16 protein-coding genes and 1 riboswitch are annotated in these 17,419 nt (G+C 61.2%); of the genes, 11 read left to right on the top strand and 5 right to left on the bottom strand.

All coding sequences use genetic code 11. The features are described 5' to 3' along the window. Positions 1–73: 73 nt before the first annotated feature. The 4 genes from PMW70_RS02965 to PMW70_RS02950 all read right to left on the bottom strand — a co-directional run bounded on the left by PMW70_RS02965 (position 74) and on the right by PMW70_RS02950 (position 4,786). Entirely contained in the window at positions 74–1,888 is a 1,815-nt protein-coding gene (locus PMW70_RS02965; protein ID WP_117861975.1) for a hypothetical protein, read from the bottom strand. A 324-nt stretch (positions 1,889–2,212) separates the two neighbouring features. Beyond that, a complete protein-coding gene (locus PMW70_RS02960; protein ID WP_271743837.1) occupies positions 2,213–2,635 on the bottom strand; it encodes a hypothetical protein in 423 nt (140 codons plus the stop codon). 8 nt (positions 2,636–2,643) lie between these two features. Continuing rightward, positions 2,644–2,734, bottom strand: a riboswitch (SAM riboswitch). Between the two features lie 300 nt (positions 2,735–3,034). Continuing rightward, complete coding sequence (locus tag PMW70_RS02955) at positions 3,035–4,009, bottom strand: hypothetical protein (protein ID WP_271743836.1); 975 nt, start codon at positions 4,007–4,009, stop codon at positions 3,035–3,037. Positions 4,010–4,132: 123 nt separating this feature from the next. After that, positions 4,133–4,786, bottom strand: a complete 654-nt coding sequence (locus PMW70_RS02950; RefSeq protein WP_040359230.1) for a helix-turn-helix transcriptional regulator — start codon at positions 4,784–4,786, stop codon at positions 4,133–4,135. 277 nt (positions 4,787–5,063) lie between these two features. Here PMW70_RS02950 and dpaL point away from each other — a divergent pair, with 277 nt between their 5' ends. The 5 genes from dpaL (at position 5,064) to hydA (ending at position 11,442) form a co-directional block, all read left to right on the top strand. Further along, on the top strand, positions 5,064–6,278 hold the full coding sequence (gene dpaL / locus PMW70_RS02945) for a diaminopropionate ammonia-lyase (RefSeq protein ID WP_271743835.1): 1,215 nt from the start codon (positions 5,064–5,066) through the stop codon (positions 6,276–6,278). Between the two features lie 232 nt (positions 6,279–6,510). Next, a complete protein-coding gene (locus PMW70_RS02940; protein ID WP_055252228.1) occupies positions 6,511–7,896 on the top strand; it encodes a YgeY family selenium metabolism-linked hydrolase in 1,386 nt (461 codons plus the stop codon). A gap of 201 nt (positions 7,897–8,097) precedes the next feature. Further along, complete coding sequence (gene ygeW / locus PMW70_RS02935; protein ID WP_055252229.1) at positions 8,098–9,300, top strand: knotted carbamoyltransferase YgeW; 1,203 nt, start codon at positions 8,098–8,100, stop codon at positions 9,298–9,300. A 150-nt stretch (positions 9,301–9,450) separates the two neighbouring features. Next, complete coding sequence (locus PMW70_RS02930; protein ID WP_271743834.1) at positions 9,451–10,065, top strand: nucleotidyltransferase family protein; 615 nt, start codon at positions 9,451–9,453, stop codon at positions 10,063–10,065. 9 nt (positions 10,066–10,074) lie between these two features. Then, entirely contained in the window at positions 10,075–11,442 is a 1,368-nt protein-coding gene (gene hydA / locus PMW70_RS02925; protein WP_271743833.1) for a dihydropyrimidinase, read from the top strand. A 79-nt stretch (positions 11,443–11,521) separates the two neighbouring features. On the opposite strand, the gene yqeC is transcribed toward hydA, so the two are convergent. After that, entirely contained in the window at positions 11,522–12,259 is a 738-nt protein-coding gene (yqeC, locus tag PMW70_RS02920; protein WP_271743832.1) for a selenium cofactor biosynthesis protein YqeC, read from the bottom strand. 102 nt (positions 12,260–12,361) lie between these two features. On the opposite strand from yqeC, the gene yqeB reads away from it, so the two are divergent. The 6 genes from yqeB (at position 12,362) to rpsH (ending at position 17,386) form a co-directional block, all read left to right on the top strand. Continuing rightward, positions 12,362–13,156: a selenium-dependent molybdenum cofactor biosynthesis protein YqeB gene (gene yqeB / locus PMW70_RS02915; RefSeq protein WP_117638133.1), complete on the top strand. Its 795-nt coding sequence runs from the start codon at positions 12,362–12,364 to the stop codon at positions 13,154–13,156. Between the two features lie 9 nt (positions 13,157–13,165). Then, positions 13,166–14,209, top strand: coding sequence for an XdhC family protein (locus PMW70_RS02910; protein ID WP_271743831.1), 1,044 nt, complete (start codon positions 13,166–13,168; stop codon positions 14,207–14,209). A 201-nt stretch (positions 14,210–14,410) separates the two neighbouring features. Beyond that, positions 14,411–15,724 carry a uracil-xanthine permease family protein gene (locus PMW70_RS02905; protein ID WP_271743830.1) on the top strand — a complete coding sequence of 438 codons (1,314 nt, stop codon included), beginning with the start codon at positions 14,411–14,413 and terminating at the stop codon, positions 15,722–15,724. A gap of 321 nt (positions 15,725–16,045) precedes the next feature. Next, complete coding sequence (gene rplE, locus PMW70_RS02900) at positions 16,046–16,603, top strand: 50S ribosomal protein L5 (RefSeq protein WP_006235260.1); 558 nt, start codon at positions 16,046–16,048, stop codon at positions 16,601–16,603. Positions 16,604–16,682: 79 nt separating this feature from the next. Continuing rightward, positions 16,683–16,868: a type Z 30S ribosomal protein S14 gene (locus PMW70_RS02895; RefSeq protein WP_022094280.1), complete on the top strand. Its 186-nt coding sequence runs from the start codon at positions 16,683–16,685 to the stop codon at positions 16,866–16,868. A gap of 119 nt (positions 16,869–16,987) precedes the next feature. Beyond that, complete coding sequence (rpsH, locus tag PMW70_RS02890; RefSeq protein ID WP_006235262.1) at positions 16,988–17,386, top strand: 30S ribosomal protein S8; 399 nt, start codon at positions 16,988–16,990, stop codon at positions 17,384–17,386. Positions 17,387–17,419 lie beyond the last annotated feature (33 nt).

Here is a 17,419-nt window from a genome sequence, read left to right as displayed (position 1 = left end):
TTTCAGCGGATTGGGTTGATTGCAAGAGAAGGACGGCTATCCATCTGCCCTTCCCAGTTGAGTTCGCTTTGAGCTACTGTTCGTGCCTATGCTGCTTGGGCTCAAGCCTTCTCGCTGCCGCGAAGCAGGCCGTGGCCGCCATGGCTAATGCGATGCTGGCCATCCAAGCGGAGTCGCCGGTTACGGCGAGCTTTAGTTCATCGGTTGTCGTGTGTCCCGACCTTTTTGTAGACGCCTCGTCGGCGTCCTTTTCAGGAGTGGCAGGATCACTTTTGTTGTCGCCGGGTGAATCTACATCGGTCTTGCCGCCCGCCTGCTCCCCTTGGGCCTTCCCCTCCACGGTGAAGGATGCATCGGTCGCCGTCCCGTCCTTCCAGACGGCCGTGACGGTGTGTCCGCCGGCGGCAAGCGTGTCCAGGTAGGCCGGCTTGAGCTCGATAATCGTGCTGCCCTTGGTTGCGGTGTAGTTCTCAGCGGAGGCCTCATTTCCGTCCACGAGGAGACGCGTGAACTCATCGAGAGGACCGCTGAAGCGGAAGGTCAGACCGTTCTCGTTGCCCTTTGCATATGCCTGCCCGTTGCCCTTGGTGGCGGCATACAGCGGGGCGGTCACGTCGAAGGTGACGTTCTCCGCGTCGTCGACATCAAAGGTCCGGACGCCGGTCTTGCCGTTACGCTCGGCGTAGGCGGAGCTGTAGACGAAGGTCTCATGACCCGCCTTGTCGAGGACCGCGAGGGCATGGATTTCAAACGAGCCCATCGAGAGCGACGTGGGGAACTCGATTTCGATATAGCCTCTTGCCGCATCGTAGCTGCAGCTCAACGTTTTACGGGCCTTTACAGAGTTCGGGTCCTCGACATAGCCGGGGTCGCCGAGAATCGGGGAGACAGACTTCACGCCGTCCGCGTCGCCTACATTGCAATAGATGCGGAGGAGCCCGCCGACAGGGACTCTCTTCGCGGAGATGGAAACGTTCGAGACCGTGGGCGGGTTCCGGTCGATCGCGCTGCCGGTCACCTCGAAGCACAGCTCGCTCGGGTCGGCAACCGAGAAAGTCGCGCCCGAGATGCCGTTGGCCCTGGCGTAGGAACTCTCGTACACATCGGTCTCGAACCCTAGGTCATCGGTGACCGAAAGGCCGATCAGCCTGTGCCTTCCGATCCTATTGCTGTCGAATGTGAGGTCGAACCCGTCGATAGACGAGCCTCCGTGATAATAGGCCGACGAAACGGAGCAGCCGTCGTCCTTATCCTCCCAGCCCCGCTGCAGTATGGGGGAAACGGAGCGAACGCCGTCCGGGTCCGCGACGGACCAAGAGATGTGGAAGTCGGCACCGGTCGCGACCTCCCTGCTCGAGAACGACACGGAGGACACGGTCGGCGGGTTCTGGTCCGCGGGCCCCTCGGTCACCTCATAGACGAGGGGGCTGGTGGCGAAGGTCGGAGAGTTGAGTCCCTTCTCCTCGGCATACGCCGCGTCGTAGACATCGGTAACCCATCCAAGGCTATCGGTCACGCCGAGGCCGATGATCCGGTACCTGCAGGGCCGGTCGCTCGGGGAGGTGGGGATATCGAAGCCCGCGGTCGTGTCGCCGGTCGACCGGAAGGCGAGGCGGGAGCTGTTGCCCTGGTCCCCGTCATCGCTATCGACGACGACCTCGACTATCGGCGTGACTGACCGCACCCCATCGGGGTCGTCCACATCGTAGCCGACATGCAGCGTGGAGCCGGCCGTGACTGTCGTCGCGGATAACGTCACGTTGGAGATGCTGGGCGGGTTCGGGTCCGACGCAGCGAGGGCGGTTGAGGGCAAAGCTAGCGCTACGGCGGCGGACAGCGGGACGAGCAGGCTAAGCGCGAAGCGCCTGGAGAATTTCAAGGAGGTCATTGACGATGCCGATCTTCCATAATTGTTGCAACGATACCAGTATATCTTTGGCCCACGCTAGCCTGATGTTCTTTCCGCGAACGGCTCGTTAGTTTAGAGACGGCGTATGGACGCCCGTCTCGTCCAAGTTTCTCGTAAGGGCGATTATGAGGGCATGAAGAGACTTTCTCGGAACAATCAATTGGGGATATCAAAGAAATGCTGGACGCCGCCCGATCGCTCAATGCCTTTGAGGCGAAATGCGGCGCATCGGCTACGTTGTTGAGATCATTTATCGAGCGATACGTCATTCCAGCCGAGGCCACCATCATGAGGCTTCTGTTCCTACGCCCCCGCAATCCCACGTGCGGCACTCAACAGCTCATACTCCCTCTGGCTCCACTGACGCAGCTCGGCAGTCTCGACGGCGTCGCGGCACAGGTCCAGAAATACCTCGGCGCCCTCGCAGAAGCATTCACGGGCAAATTCTCCTGAACCGTTCGCGATGCATGTGCCGTCTGCAAACAGCTTCCAACTCGACGGCTCGCGCGAATCGTCTCCAAGCAGCTTGATCTGCAGCACATGCGGATTGCCGGCAGCACAGAGCTCTTCCTCGAGCTTCTGTACCGTAAAGCGCATCTGGTGGGAGAGGCTGCTCTTGACCATGGCCGAGGCATAGCCGTTCGGCTTGTCCAGAAGATGCATGTGATTTGGTTTGACGACCAGATTGTGGAAGTTGCGCTCACTGCGCACGGAGAAATTGTCCATACGGACTCCTTTCATCGATGTTGGCAGGGCCACCGTGCCTCTTGGCCGGTTGGCGTCGGGATCGTGGAGCCAACTCTCTACCCCGACTCTGGATAAAATGCGCCCGCTCCTTGCGGGCAAGAGGAAGTCTATCAACGTGTACGGACAGAAATCAAGCGCCGCTTGCGAAATGACGCGCGGACGGCGCTTGATTTCGCCGGCTGTTGCTAGGCTCAAATCAGAAAAAGTGTCGAAATCTCCCGTTTAAAAGTACGGAAAAGTGTCGAAATAGGCCCCTTAGAACTTCGGAAAAGTGTCAAATTCGATAGGCAAATTATCAGGAAAAGTGTAGCTGGATGACAAGACAGCACTTAGAAGCCGGTGCTGGATGCGAGATCCTGCGGCAGCCTTCAGCCCTCGCTACTCGTCGTCCCCGTCGTTGGGGTCGCCCTTGAGGGTGTTGATGTCCAGATACTCGTTATCGTCCTCTTTTTGCTGGGTCTCCGACTCCGCTTGGGTGGGGCCGGAGAACAGCCGGAATCCCTCAAACGCAATGACACCGAGCAGGGCAATGACAATGGCGATAAAGGCAACCTTGACTGCCTGCGGAAATTCCGAGAAACGCAGCGCCTTTTCCTCGGCGTAATAATCGGCGAAGCGTTCTTCGCCTGTGCTTTTGGTATACACCGGCGCGGACGCGGCCTCCGGGTCATATTCCGGTGCAGGCGTGGCAGCGTACGGATCGTTGAGATAATCGCTCGATGCGGTGCCATAATCCTCGGTCTCGATGCGACCGTTGCCAGCATAGCCATCGGAATAATCGGAAAATGCCGTACCGCTCTCATAGTCCGCGGCACTCGTGTTGGCGGCAAAAAGCGGGTTAACTGGAACGTCGAGCGCCGGCATGCCGGTAGAGGTCTCATCCAGATCGGTTGCAGCCCAGGAATCGTAGGCAACCTGATGGGCAACGGGCTCATCGAGCCTTGTGACCGGAGGCTTGCGTGCCGCAGGAACAGGCAACTGCTGGGCGCTGTACATAACGGTGCTGTCGGCCGATTTGCCCTGCGTCGCTGCAGCGAGAAATGCCGCCGTTTCGGACGGGTCGCTTGCGGGGCGGGGAGCGGGCGTGGTCGCCGAAGTGGGTGCGGGCGTCGAAACAGGCGACTGCGCAGGAGTCGGCGCAGATGCGGGCTTAGGCGCAAGTGCGGGATTGAGGCTTGACGGACGAGCCCCGCCGCCCATGAGTTCGTCGGCGGTCCACGGGCGATCATCCATCACGTCGTCAAGGCTCAGCGAAAACAGGTCGTCTTCACCCTCATCGAACATGCGGTGCACATGTCCACCAATTGCCGGAATCAATCCGCGACCGGTGCATGATGCCTTGCTCAACGCCATTCTGTTCCACCCTTTCGAAATACTAATAACATCGATTATATGGAACTTTCCAAGCGGCTCGGTCTTGGATTCATGCTTTCCAGAACTCGCGCCCAAAAGGGGAGAGGCAATCCAGGCGAGTGCCTACTTGTCGCCTGCTGCCGCCTTGGCCTCATTGAGGTAGCTATAGAAGCTGTACTTGGAGATGCCAAAGAACTCGCAGGCGCGCTCGCTCGACTTGGAAATGAGGAAGGCGCCGCGACGGTCAAGGTAGCCAATGGCACGAATGCGCTCGTCTTTGGTCATGAGTGCCGCGGGCTTGCCCACAAACTGCTCGCACTCGTGCAGCAGGTCTTCGAGCAGGTCGCCGATGTTCTTGGTAATGGGCTCGGGTTCGGTATAGCCCGTGCCGCCGGTGCCGGTAAAGGCGTCGAGCGAACGCTCAAAAGCCTTCATAAGCGTAATGTCAAAGTTGATGCCCAAAATGCCGACAGGCTTGCCCTCATCGTTGCGGATAAAGATCGTCGAGGACTTGAGCAGCTTGCCATCGGTGGTTTTGGTGAGGTATGGCTCGCGGTCGTGTACGTCGGTGGCGCCCTCGTGCATGGACTCAAACACAATATGGCTGGGGCCGTCACCCAGTTTGCGCCCGCTGACGTGGCCGTTTTCGATCACTACGATGGAGTGGTCCACGTCATCGGTCTCCAGATCGTGGACGACGATTTCGCAGTTGGGGCCAAATTGGAGCGCCAGACCGTGTGCAAGGCGCTTATAGAACTCAATCTGTGCGGGGGTCATGGGTGCCTTCCTAAAAATTAGTTTGGGCACACTTTGCCATAAACCACACTTGTTCGCAAATAACGAAAGCGTCGCTGCGTTATGTGACCGTTCGGCGGCGAAAAGGTACCGATTACGGCAACAAACAATTTGTTAGGTTTGCCAATCAAAAAGTGTGATAGAACAGTACTAACAAACTTTTTGTTTGGCATCCACATAAAAGTTTAGCCGCATGAATGGGAATGGGCTGAAACGCGTATGCGGGGGCCGGCAAGAGAGGACTTAAGGAGTTCACCGTATGGCCGATAAGATCCAGTGGGCGGGCAACACGATGCCCAAGAGCGATGATAAGCACTTGGGAATCATGAGCCTCGACCACGTGAAGAAGGCCCGCGCCTTCCACCAGTCGTTCCCTCAATATACCGTCACTCCGCTTGCCCGCCTGGACGGTCAGGCTGCGCGCCTGGGCCTGTCCAACCTGTGCGTTAAGGACGAGAGCTACCGCTTTGGCCTCAACGCCTTTAAGGTCCTGGGCGGATCGTTTGCCATGGCCAACTACATTGCCGACGAGGCCGGCAAGGACGTTGCCGACTGCACCTTCGATTACCTGACCTCCGATCAGCTTGCCAAGGACTTTGGCCAGGCTACCTTCTTTACCGCCACCGACGGCAACCATGGCCGCGGCGTGGCATGGGCTGCCAACAAGCTGGGCCAGAAGGCCGTCGTGCACATGCCCAAGGGTTCCACCAAGCCCCGCTTCGATAACATCGCCGCCGAGGGCGCCACGGTGACCATCGAAGAGGTCAACTACGACGAGTGCGTGCGCATGGCCGCCGCCGAGGCCGATGCCTGCGAGCGCGGCGTCATCGTTCAGGACACCGCCTGGGAGGGCTACGAGAAGATCCCGTCCTGGATCATGGAGGGCTACGGCACCATGGCTTCCGAGGCTGCCGAGCAGCTGCGCGAGATGGCCATCAACCGCCCGACGCACGTCTTTGTCCAGGCTGGCGTAGGCTCGCTCGCCGGCGCCGTGGTGGGCTACTTCACCAACCTGTATCCCGATAACCCGCCCACCTTCGTCGTGGTTGAGTGCGCGCCTGCCGCCTGCCTGTACAAGGGTGCTGCCGCCGGCGACGGCGATCCGCGCATCGTGGACGGTGACATGCCCTCCATCATGGCCGGTCTGTGCTGCGGCGAGCCCAACATCCTGGGCTGGGATATCCTGCGCAACCACGCCACCGCCTTCGTGTCCTGCCCCGACTGGGTCACCGCTCGCGGCATGCGCACCCTGGGCGCTCCCGAGAAGGGCGACCCGCGCGTCATCTCCGGCGAGTCCGGCGCGGTGACCACCGGTCTGGTCGAGACCCTCATGCTCGATCCCGAGTACGCCGAGCTCAAGGAGCTCATCGGCCTGGACAAGACGAGCTCCGTGCTCTGCTTCTCCACGGAAGGTGACACGGACCCCGACCAGTATCGCCGCATTGTTTGGGAAGGCGAATATCCCACTTGTTAATCGTTGGGCGGCGCAACGCGCCGCGCCAAATTCCTATTAGACCCCCTATGTCCTGCAGATGTATGAACCCGGGAGGCGGAGCGATACCTATTTGCTCCGTCGCGAGTTCCGCACGCAAAGGAAAGCACTTAATGTGCTTTCCGTCTTGCGCAGGACTGTCCGAGCAGCGGAGCAAATAGGTATCGCTCCGCCACCTCACAGGTAGATTCCTTCGTTTGAAAGGTTATGAACAATGGCTAAAGAACTCGATTTCGACGCTATCAAGGCTGCTGCTGAGTCCCATCGTGCTGATATGACTCGCTTCCTGCGCGCCATGATCTCCCATCCCTCTGAGTCCTGCGAGGAGGGTGAGGTTGTCGCTTGCATCAAGGCCGAGATGGAGAGCCTTGGCTATGACGAGGTCAAGGTCGACGGCCTGGGCAACGTCATGGGCTTTATGGGCGAGGGCGACAAGATCATCGCCATCGACTCCCACATCGACACCGTCGGCATCGGCAACATCGAGAACTGGGATGCCGATCCCTATGAGGGCTACGAGACCGACGAGATCATTTACGGCCGCGGCGGCTCCGACCAGGAGGGTGGCATGGCTTCTGCTACCTACGCTGCCAAGATGATGAAGGACATGGGCCTCATCCCCGAGGGCTACAAGATCATGGTCGTCGGCACCGTCCAGGAAGAGGACTGCGACGGCATGTGCTGGCAGTACATCTACAACAAGGACGGCATTAAGCCCGAGTTCGTCATTTCCACCGAGCCCACCGACGGCGGCATCTATCGCGGTCATCGCGGCCGCATGGAGATCCGCGTCGACGTTCACGGCACCTCCTGCCACGGCTCCGCTCCCGACCGCGGCGACAACGCCATTTACAAGATGGCCGACATCATCGCCGACGTCCGCGCCCTCAACAACAACGGCTGCGACGAGTCGACCGACATCAAGGGCCTCGTCAAGATGCTCGACCCCAAGTACAACCCCGAGCACTTCGAGGACGCCCGCTTCCTGGGCCGCGGCACCTGCACCGTCAGCCAGATCTTCTACACCAGCCCCAGCCGCTGCGCTGTCGCTGACTCCTGCGCCATCTCCATCGACCGTCGCATGACCGCCGGCGAGACCTGGGAGTCCTGCCTGGACGAGATCCGCAACCTGCCGGCCGCCAAGAAGTACGGCGACGACGTGAAGGTCTCCATGTACATGTACGACCGTCCGTCCTGGACCGGCGAGGTCTACGAGACCGAGGCTTACTTCCCCACGTGGATCAACAAGGAGACCGCTCCGCACGTCAAGGCCCTCGTCGACGCCCACAAGGCCATGTTCGGTGACGAGCGCATCGGCTGCGAGCCCAGCATGGACAAGCGCACCGGTCGTCCGCTGTGCGACAAGTGGACCTTCTCCACGAACTGCGTCTCCATCCAGGGCCGCTATGGCATCCCCTGCGTGGGCTTTGGCCCGGGTGCCGAGTCTCAGGCTCACGCTCCCAACGAGGTCACCTACAAGGACGACTTGGTCACCGCTGCTGCCATGTATGTGGCTGCCCTGAACCTCTACGATCCGAGCCAGGCCGATGGCGATGCCACCGTGTTCCGCGCCGGTCTGACCAACAACAAGATCGACTAGTCCCATTCCTTGATCTTGTTGAGCCGGGGGCCGCTCGTGTCCCCGGCACCCCCTGTTGACTTGGGGCCCGCGGTCGTTATCTCCCATGCTTCCTCAACGGTAGCGGGTCCTCGTCATAGCGCTCTGCATGTTCTAGCCACACGCGCATGCCGGAGCACATCTACTCATTGCAATCGTTTCATCTTTGGAAAGGATATTTACATGGACGCTAAGTTTACCGAGCTCGTCGAGCAGCTGAACGGCCTCGATTTTAAGGGCATGTACGGCAGCGACTTCCTGCACACCTGGGATAAGACCACCGATGAGCTCAAGGCGCTCTACATCGTCGCCGACGCCCTGCGCGAACTGCGTGAGAACAACGTTTCGTCCAAGATCTTCGATTCGGGTCTGGCCGTCTCCCTGTTCCGTGACAACTCCACCCGTACGCGCTTCTCCTTCTCTAAGGCCGCCAACCTGCTGGGCCTTGAGCTGCAGGACCTGGACGAGAAGAAGTCCCAGATCGCTCACGGCGAGACCGTCCGCGAGACCGCTACCATGATCTCCTTCATGGCCGACGTCATCGGCATCCGCGACGACATGTACATCGGCAAGGGCGACGCCTACATGGCCGAGGTCTCCGAGTCTGTCCAGCAGGCCTACGAGGATGGCGTTCTGGATCACCGTCCCACGCTCATCTCCCTGCAGTCCGACTCCGACCACCCCACGCAGTCCTCTGCCGACATGCTCTACCTCATCAACGAGTTTGGCGGCCTTGAGAACCTCAAGGGCAAGAAGGTTGCCGTTACCTGGGCCTATTCGCCCTCTTACGGCAAGCCGCTGTCCTGCCCGCAGTCGCTGATCAGCCTGCTGCCCCGCTTTGGCATGGACGTCACCCTGGCCCACCCCGAGGGCTACGACCTCATGCCCGAGGTCGTCGAGCGCGCCAAGGGTTATGCCGCCGAGTCCGGCACCACCTTTAAGCAGGTCAACACCATGGCCGAGGCCTTCGAGGGCGCCGACATCGTGATCCCGAAGAGCTGGGCTCCGTTTGCCGCCATGGAGAAGCGCACCAACCTGTACGCCGAGGGCGACGACGCCGGCATCGCTGCACTCGAGAAGGAGCTGCTCGCCCAGAACGCCACCCATCAGGACTGGTGCTCCACGACCGAGCTCATGGAGAAGACCGCCAACGGCCAGGACACCATCTTTATGCATCCGCTGCCCGCCGACATCTCCGGTGTCTCTTGCGAGCACGGCGAGGTCAACGCCGACGTCTTCGACATGCACCGCGTGGGCATGTACAAGGAGGCCAGCTACAAGCCGTACGCCATCGCAGCCATGATGTTCCTGCAGAAGGTTGCCGATCCCGCCGCTACCCTCAAGGCCCTCGACGAGCGCAACACCGCCCGTTGGTTCCAGGCCTAAAGCTGGGTTGAGGTAAGCCATGTAAAGGGGGCGCTCTGCCAACCGGCGGGGTGCCCCTTTTTGCATCGTGGGCGTGGGGGATAAGCGCTTTCGATGTAGATGCCCCGCGACGCGAGTTATGGGTACGATGGTTTCAGGGGAGGTATCGCCATGAAACTTGGTTTCGTCATTATGGCTTCGGGCGAGGGCAAGCGATTTGGCTCTAACAAGATGCTCGCCGATATCTATGGCGAGCCGCTGATTGCCCGGACCATTGATTCGGTTCCCCGGGGCTTTGACGTTGTGGTTTCGACGCGTTGGCCCGAGGTCGCTCAGATTTGCGAGGACAAGCATTGCCCGTGCGTGCTGCACGATGGCGAGCTGCGCAGCGAAAGCGTCCGTGCGGGCCTTTCGTGGGGAGTCGAACGCAACTGGAAAGGGTGCCTCTTTTTGCCGGGCGACCAGCCGCTCGTGAGTTCAGATTCTTTTGAGGCTATGGTTCGTGCATTTGACGAGCGTGGCCGCAAGCATCCGGTGCGTCTTGCGTGCAACGGTGAGCCTTCGAGCCCGGTGCTCTTTCCGGCGGAACTGTTCGATGCACTTATGTGTCTTGAGGGTAAGGACGGCGGCGGTTCGATCCTCAAGGACCGTACCGACGTGGTGCTGGTCGAGGCGCGTGCCTACGAGCTGTGGGACGTCGATACCGTCAAGGGACAGCGACGCATAACGGAGCATATCGCCGCCTGCTCGTATTTTGATCGCGTGGCCAACTGCATCAATCAATAAGGAGCAATTATGATCATCATCAAAAACGGCGCACTCGTGACGCCCCAGGGGCTTCGCCGCGCCGATCTTGCCATGGAGGGCGACAAGATTGTGCGGATTGCCGCGGCAATCGAGCCGGGCGAGGGCGATACCGTCGAGGACGCCACCGACTGTTGGGTGTTTCCCGGCTTTATCGACGGCCACACGCACATGCAGTGCTGGACCGGCATGGATTGGACGGCCGATAGCTTTGAGACCGGCACGCGCGCGGCTGCCTGCGGCGGCACGACGACCATTGTGGACTACGCGACGGCCGATCGCGGCGTGACCATGCCCGATGCCTTGGTCGAGTGGCATCATCGCGCCGACGGCACCTGCACCGCCAACTATGCCTTCCATATGGCGCTTGCCGAGTGGAATGAGCGCAACCGCGCCGATCTTTCGGCCATGCGCGAGGCGGGCGTGTCGTCGTTTAAGACCTACTTTGCCTACGACCATCTGCGCCTGGACGATGCCGAGACGCTCGAGGTGCTGGAGGAGCTCAAGCGCGTGGGCGGTATCCTGTGCGTGCATTGCGAGAACGGCACGTTGGTCAACGCGCTGCAGAAGCGCGTGTTTGAGCAGGGTATCCACGGGCCCGAGGGCCATGCGCTCAGCCGTCCGGACGTGTGTGAGGCCGAGGCCGTGAGCCGCCTGCTGTATCTGGCGCACTTGGCCGGGGACGTTCCGGTCAACGTGGTGCACCTTTCGACCAAGCTGGGGCTCGAGGCCATTCGCGCTGCCAAAGCGCGCGGGCAGAAGAACATCTATGTCGAGACATGCCCTCAGTATCTGATGCTCGACGACACCTGCTATCTGGAGCAGGGCGAGGACGGCTTTGCGGGCGCCAAGTACGTGATGAGCCCGCCGCTGCGCCATGCCGGTGACCGTGCCGCGCTGCGCGAGGCGCTTGTGGCTGGCGAGATCGATACGATTGCGACCGATCATTGCAGCTTTAACCTGCACGGGCAAAAGGACCGAGGACGCGATGATTTCCGCGCGATTCCCAACGGCGGGCCCGGCGTGGAGCATCGTCCCGTTGCGATTGCCACGAGCTTTGAGGGACAGCTGGGTCCCGAGGATCTGTGCCGCTTGATGAGCGAGAATCCGGCGCGCGTTTTTGGCATGTATCCGCGCAAGGGCTGTCTTGCCGAGGGCGCCGATGCCGACGTGTGCGTGTGGGATCCGTGCGCGCGTTGGACGATCAGCGCCGCGACGCAGCATCAGGCCGTGGACTACACGCCGCTCGAGGGCTTTGAGGCACATGGCCGCGCCAAGGCCGTGTTTGTGAACGGCGTGCTGGCGGCACGCGACGGCGAGCCCACCGGAGCCCAACCCGGCCGCTACGTGCCCCGCTAACGGGAAGACCGCCGGGGTAGCTAATTTGGGAGATGATTTTTTGGGACGGGGTAGCAAAAAGAGCCCCGTCCCAAATTTGCTACCCCTGGAGGCTGGTGGCGATGAGGGGGCGGTTGAGGGCTGCCTCGAAGCGATCTGCCATTGTTGGGTCGGCAAGCGTGTCGGCTTGGTTGAGCATGATACGGGCATTGTTGAGGTTCAGCATCTGCAGCTCGGCATTGAGCACCTGGGCGACGCGCTCTGGGGTGGCAGCGTCGGTGGGCTCGCAGCCGCAGCGCTCGCAGAAGAGCTCGGGGCGGTGGACAACCTCGGCGACGGGCTTGCCCAGCCCCGAGGCGCCGACGACCCAGACAACGTTTGCCGTGGCGGCGGGAATTACCGGCTCCCAGGCGGCATGCGCCTTGAGCGGGAGTCGCTTGCTGCCATCTGCCTCGGCCAACACATAGTTAAAGCGCCGTGCCAGCTCGCCGAGCGGCTCGGCGGGGGCGGAGAGCTTGCCCGTCTGGGGGTTCAAGACGCCTGCCTGGCAGATGCTTCCGTGCACAAGGCCCGTGCAGGCCTCGCAGGTGCAACCGGGGACATGCGCGGCGCCCGGCTTCCAAGGCGCGGCGTCCAGGCGACGATTCGACCCGTCCCATGGCACGCCGGCGACGGGAAACATATGCGTGGTGGTGCAGAGGAGCACGCGGCCGCCAGCGCGCATGAGCTCAAGACCCAGCGTCTTCAGCAACGTCGACTTGCCGCCGCTGCCGATAATCGCGGTAATGCCCGGCTCGATCCTGAGTGCCGAGACAAGATTGCCGCTAACCGTTTCCATCTGTTCACCGCCGTATAATACTGTGATAATAAATAATCATCAGAGTAGCGGTCGAACCGCTTTTGCTCTGCTCAAACCGTAGCACAGGGAGGTGCCCCGGGAATGCTCGTTTATGTTCGCGGCGCCGGCGATATCGCCACGGGCGTCGCCGCTCGCTTGGTGCGCTCCGGCGTGTCGGTCGTTATGGCCGATATCGCGGTTCCCACGTGCATCCGTCGCACAATCTGTTTTTGCGAGGCCATTCGCCTGGGCGAGGTCGAGGTCGAAGGCATTCGCGCTCGCTTGGCACAGACGCCGGCTGAGGCGCTTGCGATTACCGAGGCTGGAGACGTCGCCGTTGTAGTGGACCCCCAGGCCAAGATGCTCGGCGAGTTGAAACCCGCGGCTGTGGTCGACGCGATTTTGGCTAAGCGCAACTTGGGCACCACGCGCGACATGGCGCCTGCCGTCATCGCCGTGGGGCCGGGCTTTACCGCGCCGGTTGACTGCGACGCCGTGGTCGAGACCATGCGCGGGCATTTTCTCGGCCGTGTCATTACCCAAGGTTCGCCCCAGCCCAACACGGGCGTGCCGGGCATGATCGCCGGCTATGGCAAGGAGCGCGTTATCCACAGCCCCGCCGCCGGCATGTTTCGGTCCGACCGCACCATCGGCGACATCGTGAGCGCCGGAGACGTGATCGGGTATGCGGGTGATACTCCCATGGTCACGCAGATCGATGGCTGTCTGCGCGGGCTTTTGGCGAACGGCGTGCAGGTGACTGAGGGCTTTAAATGCGCCGACGTCGATCCGCGCGGCGATGCCAGCTATATCAACTATATTTCGGACAAGGCGACGTCGGTCGGCGGCGGCGTGCTCGAGGCACTCGCTATGCTCACCGATGTCTTTAGAGGATAGAAGGCGGCAATGGAAAAGCTCGATGTGGTGAATGCGGCGCTTGCCGCCCTGCGTGCTGGCGAGACGTGCGAGCTCGTGGTCGTGGCCGGCACGGCGGGGTCATCGCCGCGCGGCGTGGGCGCCTGGATGGCCGTCTTTGCCGATGGCAGCCAAGCGGGCACCATCGGCGGCGGCAAGATTGAGCTCTTTGCGCTGGACGAGGCGCGCGAGCTGCTGGGCGCAGGGCAATCGCGTCTGGTCCGCTACACCATGGGCGGCGAGAACTCCGATACCGGCATGATCTGCGGCGGAGCCATCTGCCTGTGCTATCTGCACCTGGATGTATCGCAGGCGCCGTTGTTCCAGTCGATTGCCGACGTCTTGGCGTATCGACGCATCGGCGACTTCGTCATCGACTTTGAGCCGTTTATCGCGAGCGCGCTCGAGGGCGATGTGGCCAAGTACCATGGCGAGGAGTCGCGCCGCACCATAATGGGCTGCCCCGAGCTTTCGCTGGTGGAGGAGGGGAGTAAGGTCACCTACACCAACGCGGCCTCCGAGATTCCCACGGCGCACATCGAGACGCTCTGCCCCGAGGGCCTGACCTATATCTTTGGCTGCGGCCACGTGGGTGCTGCGACGGCGCGGGTGCTCACGGCGGCGGGCTTTGCCGTTGTGGCTTGCGACGACCGCCCCGGCACACTGACCCCCGAATGGGTGCCCGGTGTCTACGACCGTCGTCTGGTCGACTACAAGAGCCTGAGCAAGCAGTGCCCCATCGGCCCGCGTGACCTAGTGGTCGTCGCCACGGCGGGTCACAAGTCCGATATCGACGTGGTGATTCAGGCCATGCACGCCAAGCCCGCCTATCTGGGCTGTCTGGGTTCGCGCCGCAAGACGGCCTTTGTGCGCGCCCGCCTGGAGCAGGAGGGCTTTACGCAGGACCAGATCGACGAGCTGCACCTGCCGATCGGCGTTGCCATCGAGGCCGAGGACCCCGAGGAGATCGCCATCTCCATCGCTGCCGAGATGATTCACCTGCGCCGCACCAAGCTCGTCCCCCGCAAGCGCTAATCGCATCCCCATATATGAGTTGCGGTGAAATAGTTCCTAGATAAGCCTGACGGGCGGTCAGCCAGGAACTATTTCACCGCAACTGCTGTTTGACCCCGGGGGATGCAGGATTGCGGGTCAAAATGCTACCTGTGCCATATGCCCTATAATGTCCGCTCGTTGAGCGGCATGGGGCCGCTGCCTAGAGTATGGGAGACGCAAATGGCGGAGTCGGCAGCAGGGGGCGCCCTGTTCGAGCGCACGGGAAAAGTTTCGTTTGTGCAGGTATTGCCCCATGCATTGCAACATGTGCTGGCGGCATTCGCGGGTATCGTCACGCCCGCCATCATCATCGCGTCGGTCTGCGGCTTTACCCCTCAGGAGGAGGCCGCTGTCATCCAGGCGTCGCTCGTCCTCTCGGCGCTCGACATTTTCCTTCAACAGTTCCCCATAAAAGGTGTCGTCGGTTCGAGCCTGCCCATCGTGATGGGCGCGAGCTTCACCTTCGTGCCGGCGCTCAAGGCGGTCGGTCTCGAGCTCGGCTTTGAGGCCGTGCTGGGCGCCCAGGTAATCGGTGGCGCGCTCGTCGTGCTCTTCGGCCTGCTGTTTAGGCGCGTGAGCTTTCTGTTCCCGGCCCCGGTGCTCGGCACCGTCATCTTTGTGATCGGCCTGTCTCTGTGCCCGGTCGCTGTGGCTTCTATGGCGGGCGGGGAGGGCGCGGCCGATTTTGGCAGTGTCACCAACTGGGCCGTCGCACTTGTGACGTTCGTCGTCACCTTTATGGCTGGCAACTACGGCAAGGGCGCGCTTAGGCTGGGCAGCATCCTGGCCGGTATCTGCGCGGGCTTTGTTTTGGCTGCGGTGTTGGGCATGGTCGATTTCTCGGCCATCGCGACCGCCAGCTGGTTCGCCCCGCCGGCCCTGGGCGCCCATCGCCTGGTGTTCGACCCGGCCGCGTGCGCCGTTGTGGGCGTTGTCGCCATTGTCAACGCAGTACAGGTTATGGGCGAGTTTGCCGCTGTCTCGTCCGCCGCGCTCGATACCCCTGCGACCGATAGCCAGATCTCGGGCGGTCTGATCGCCAACGGCCTGGTCGGTATGCTGTCGGGCTTTTTGGGCGGCGTCCCCACGGCAACCTTTGGCCAGAATGTGGGCATTATCGCCGAGAACAAGGTCGTCAACCGCATGGTCTTTACGCTTGCCGCCGCCATCTTGCTCGTCGCGGGCCTGCTGCCCAAGTGCGCGGCGGTGCTCACGTCCATTCCGCAGCCGGTAATCGGCGGCGCCACCATTGGCGTGTTCGCGACCATCGGCATGAACGGTGTGGTCATGTTCGCCCGCCACGGCCTGTCTCAGCGCGATACCACGCTCATGGGCCTCTCTATCGCCTTTGGCACGGGCATTGAGCGCACGGCCGGCGCGCTTGCCGGCGCTGGATTCCCCGCATGGGTTGGCACCGTCTTTGGCGGATCCTCCATTGCCGTCGCCGCGCTCGTTGCTGTGATCCTCAACCTGGTCCTCCCGCGCCAAAAATAACGCCCCATATATGAGTTGCGGTGAAATACGGACTATTAAAGCCTGTTAAGCCGTCAAACGGTCCCTATTTCACCGCAACTGCCATTTTCCTCCGTCCCCTAGGGATCAATATGTGCGGGGGAGTTGTGGAGTTGTGCAGGCAGACGAGGTTTTTCTGGAAAAACGCTCCCGATGCGCGTATAGTACCGATTGTTTTGTCGGCTCCTGCTGTGTCGAGTCCAAACCGCGTAATGCCATGAGCGGCGCGGATGCAGCCAGGAGGCACGAGGACAACCCATCGTGGCCACGCCCCGTGCTTAAAACCCCAAGAAGGAGTGAACAATGGCAGAAGAGAAGTATGTGCCGCGTCTGAAGACCAAGTACAACAACGAGGTCAAGCAGCAGCTTCAGGACAAGTTCCAGTACGAGAACGTCATGATGATCCCCAAGTTTGAGAAGATCGTCGTGAACATGGGTGTCGGCGAGGCCGCTACCGATTCCAAGGCCATCGACGGTGCCGTGCGCGACCTGCGCGCCATCACCGGCCAGCAGCCGATGATCACCCGTGCCCGCAAGTCCATCGCTACCTTCCGCCTGCGCGCTGGTATGCCGATCGGCTGCAAGGTTACCCTGCGTGGCGACCGTATGTGGGAGTTCTTCGATCGTCTGACCTCTGTCGCAATCCCCCGTATCCGCGACTTCCGCGGCATCTCCGCCAAGAGCTTCGACGGCCGTGGTAACTTCTCCATGGGCGTCACCGAGCAGCTCATCTTCCCCGAAATCGACTTCGACTCCGTCGATCACCAGCGTGGTATGGACATCACTTTCGTGACCACCGCCAACACCGATGAGGAGGCCAAGGCCCTTCTGGACGCCTTCGGTTTCCCGTTCAAGAAATAGGTTCACCTGCCCTATGAGCGCCGTTCCCAGAAGGGGGCGGCGCTTGGGGCGAACAATACTCTATGTGAGGAGGATATAAGTGGCTAAGACATCGATGATCGTCAAGTGCAATCGCAAGCAGAAGTTCTCTACTCGTGAGTACACGCGCTGCCAGCGCTGCGGCCGTCCGCACTCTGTGTACCGCAAGTTCGGCCTGTGCCGTGTCTGCTTCCGCGAGCTTGCACTCAAGGGCGAGCTTCCCGGCGTTAAGAAGGCCAGCTGGTAAGTCACTACCAGCGTTTCAAGCATCAGTTTGGAACAGGGAAAACGCGCTAAAAAGGCTTTGCCGTTAAGGGCGGCGAAGAACCAAGAGCACGTGTTCATCAAGAACGAAGGAGAATCTGTATGAACCTTACAGACCCGATCGCAGATATGCTTACGCGCATCCGTAACGCTAACTCTGTGAACAAGGCCACGGTCTCCATGCCGAGCAGCAAGAAGCTCGTCGAGATCGCTCGTGTTCTGCACGAGGAGGGCTACATCGAGGGCTACGATGTCGAGGACACCGTTCCCCAGAAGACTCTGCACATCACGCTTAAGTATGGTCCCAAGAAGGCTAAGGTCATCAACGGCATCCGCCGCATTTCCAAGCCGGGCCTGCGTAAGTACACCGGCGTTGCCGACATGCCCCGCGTCCGCGGTGGCCTTGGTACCGCCATTATTTCCACCAGCCATGGCGTCATGACCGACCGCGATGCTCGCAAGCACAACGTCGGCGGCGAGATCATCGCTTACGTCTGGTAATTCGCTCGGTAGGTAGAAGGAAAGGAGATCACC

The sequence above is a fragment of the Collinsella aerofaciens genome (genome assembly GCF_028209625.1).
Classification (GTDB): Bacteria; Actinomycetota; Coriobacteriia; order Coriobacteriales; family Coriobacteriaceae; genus Collinsella; species Collinsella aerofaciens_AM.
This window is presented reverse-complemented; position numbering and strand designations above follow the sequence as displayed.

Coding starts and splice junctions, on each gene's coding strand:
- PMW70_RS02960 (WP_271743837.1), bottom strand. CDS start 2,635: ATGGACAATTTCTCCGTGCGCAGTGAGCGCAACTTCCACAATCTGGTC.
- yqeB (WP_117638133.1), top strand. CDS start 12,362: ATGCTCGTTTATGTTCGCGGCGCCGGCGATATCGCCACGGGCGTCGCC.
- PMW70_RS02930 (WP_271743834.1), top strand. CDS start 9,451: ATGAAACTTGGTTTCGTCATTATGGCTTCGGGCGAGGGCAAGCGATTT.
- PMW70_RS02940 (WP_055252228.1), top strand. CDS start 6,511: ATGGCTAAAGAACTCGATTTCGACGCTATCAAGGCTGCTGCTGAGTCC.
- PMW70_RS02905 (WP_271743830.1), top strand. CDS start 14,411: ATGGCGGAGTCGGCAGCAGGGGGCGCCCTGTTCGAGCGCACGGGAAAA.
- hydA (WP_271743833.1), top strand. CDS start 10,075: ATGATCATCATCAAAAACGGCGCACTCGTGACGCCCCAGGGGCTTCGC.
- PMW70_RS02910 (WP_271743831.1), top strand. CDS start 13,166: ATGGAAAAGCTCGATGTGGTGAATGCGGCGCTTGCCGCCCTGCGTGCT.
- PMW70_RS02955 (WP_271743836.1), bottom strand. CDS start 4,009: ATGGCGTTGAGCAAGGCATCATGCACCGGTCGCGGATTGATTCCGGCA.
- rplE (WP_006235260.1), top strand. CDS start 16,046: ATGGCAGAAGAGAAGTATGTGCCGCGTCTGAAGACCAAGTACAACAAC.
- PMW70_RS02950 (WP_040359230.1), bottom strand. CDS start 4,786: ATGACCCCCGCACAGATTGAGTTCTATAAGCGCCTTGCACACGGTCTG.
- ygeW (WP_055252229.1), top strand. CDS start 8,098: ATGGACGCTAAGTTTACCGAGCTCGTCGAGCAGCTGAACGGCCTCGAT.
- dpaL (WP_271743835.1), top strand. CDS start 5,064: ATGGCCGATAAGATCCAGTGGGCGGGCAACACGATGCCCAAGAGCGAT.
- PMW70_RS02965 (WP_117861975.1), bottom strand. CDS start 1,888: ATGACCTCCTTGAAATTCTCCAGGCGCTTCGCGCTTAGCCTGCTCGTC.
- rpsH (WP_006235262.1), top strand. CDS start 16,988: ATGAACCTTACAGACCCGATCGCAGATATGCTTACGCGCATCCGTAAC.
- yqeC (WP_271743832.1), bottom strand. CDS start 12,259: ATGGAAACGGTTAGCGGCAATCTTGTCTCGGCACTCAGGATCGAGCCG.